This window comes from Bradyrhizobium nivariense, assembly GCF_029846695.2.
Classification (GTDB): Bacteria; Pseudomonadota; Alphaproteobacteria; order Rhizobiales; family Xanthobacteraceae; genus Bradyrhizobium.
In genome coordinates this window covers 1-1622 of record NZ_JARWCR020000178.1, presented here as the reverse complement: position 1 = coordinate 1622, position 1622 = coordinate 1, and the positions used below count along the sequence as shown (strand labels likewise).

1 protein-coding gene is annotated in these 1622 nt (G+C 58.4%); it reads right to left on the bottom strand.

What is annotated here, in order from left to right; translation table 11 throughout:
• Positions 1-5 precede the first annotated feature (5 nt).
• Complete coding sequence (locus tag QCM77_RS45790; RefSeq protein ID WP_280097120.1) at positions 6-1385, bottom strand: IS110 family RNA-guided transposase; 1380 nt, start codon at positions 1383-1385, stop codon at positions 6-8.
• Positions 1386-1622: the final 237 nt, after the last annotated feature.

Sequence of the window (1622 nt, the reverse complement as noted above, 5' to 3'; positions counted from 1 at the left end):
GATTCCTAAGAAACGGCACCAGCTCCCGGTTCCAAGGGGTGCAGGACAAAGCCGAATGCCTTGGCACGTCGGTGCAAATTGTTGATCACTCGCGTCCGATAGCGTGTCTCATAGGACGAGGCCCCGGGATCGACGTAGTCCATTCCGTGACGCACAGCGTTATAGAACAGGACTGCTATCTTGCGGGCCGTCGCGGTGACTGCTTTGGCCTTGCCAATGCGGGACGACAGTCTTCTATAAAAGGCGCCGAGTGCGGTATCAGTGCGTCCGACGGTTACGGCAGCAAGGCGCAGAAGAGCTGCGGCCCGGCCGCCGGCTCGGCGCGTTCGGGACGAGAGCATTTTGCCTCCGGAGACCTTATTGCTCGGTGCCAACGCCAGCCAGGAGGTAAAATGCTTTGCACTTGGCCACGAGGTAAGGTCGTCGCCGCATTCTGCGATCAGCTTCAGCGAGAGGTAAGGACCGAGGCCGTCGATGGTGGTGACGTCCTTTCCGAGCAGCGCAAACAACGACGCGCGGACGTCGAAAGCCAGAGCGTTCGCTTGATCGGTTCTGTTTCGACGCCGCGAGACCGGCGGCGCTGATCCATGATCATGATCCCTATGGATAGTGAGTTCCTTCAACACAGCTTCGATTCGGGCATCGCAGGCAGATGCCTTCTCGTGATACGCGTCGTAAAGGGCGAGTGCCTGATCGAGTGCAAACAGATGCTCCGCGCGGTAGCTTCCGGTGAGCGCCTTCGCGATCGTCTCGACACTGGAGTGGCAACTGTAGTGGCGCAAGCACGCCAGCGTCTCAGGATCGCGCTCACCGGCAAGGATCGCGCGAATGATGCGCAGGCCAGTCGCGCCCGTGATGTCGGCCACAACGTGGTGGAGTTGAAGATTCATCTCGGTCAATGCCTTTTGCATATGCTGGATGTGGGAGGCGGCGTACTCCAGCAGACGTTCGCGCTGACGCACGTAGGCACGCAGCTCCGCAATCTGCCCTTTGGGCCGAAAACTCGCCCGCAGCAATCCGAACGAATGGAGCCGCTGCAGCCATTGCGCATCGCTGACATCGGTCTTGCGCCCCGGCACGTGCTTGGCATCGCGCGCGTTGACAAGAAACACGGCAAATCCTCGTGCATCGAGAAGCTCAAAGATCGGAATCCAGTAGACGCTGGTTGATTCCATCACGACGGTCTCGACTCCGCACTCCACAAACCACTTTACCAGTTGATCGAGATCAGCCGTGAATGTGCCAAAACTGCGTACTGGCTCGAGTGCGTGATCAGGTCCAACGGCAGCCATGTGCATAGTCGCACCAACATCGATGGCAGCCGCGTTCGGGTGCACCATGGGCATGGTGCGGTCGACCTTGGACTTCGACTCCTTGCGGTACATCTCCAATCCTCCTGCTGACAGAGAAGGGCTGAGCTGCGCAATTGATCAGATTCCTAAACGGGATCGCTTTTGCGGCGTCACCACTCTTAAGTCCGCAACAGCTCATGGACCAGGTTTTTTGACGGGGTTAAAATGCCACCAAAATCGTATCGGCCGCTCCCTTCCGAACGCAGTCTATCGCCAATTCGTTTCTATCCCACAGGGGGCGTGCAGCGCCGAGATCAGTTTTTTAGAAGG

Bases quoted from the DNA above. Each gene is read 5' to 3' on its own strand.
- QCM77_RS45790 (WP_280097120.1), bottom strand. From the start codon at position 1,385: ATGTACCGCAAGGAGTCGAAGTCCAAGGTCGACCGCACCATGCCCATG.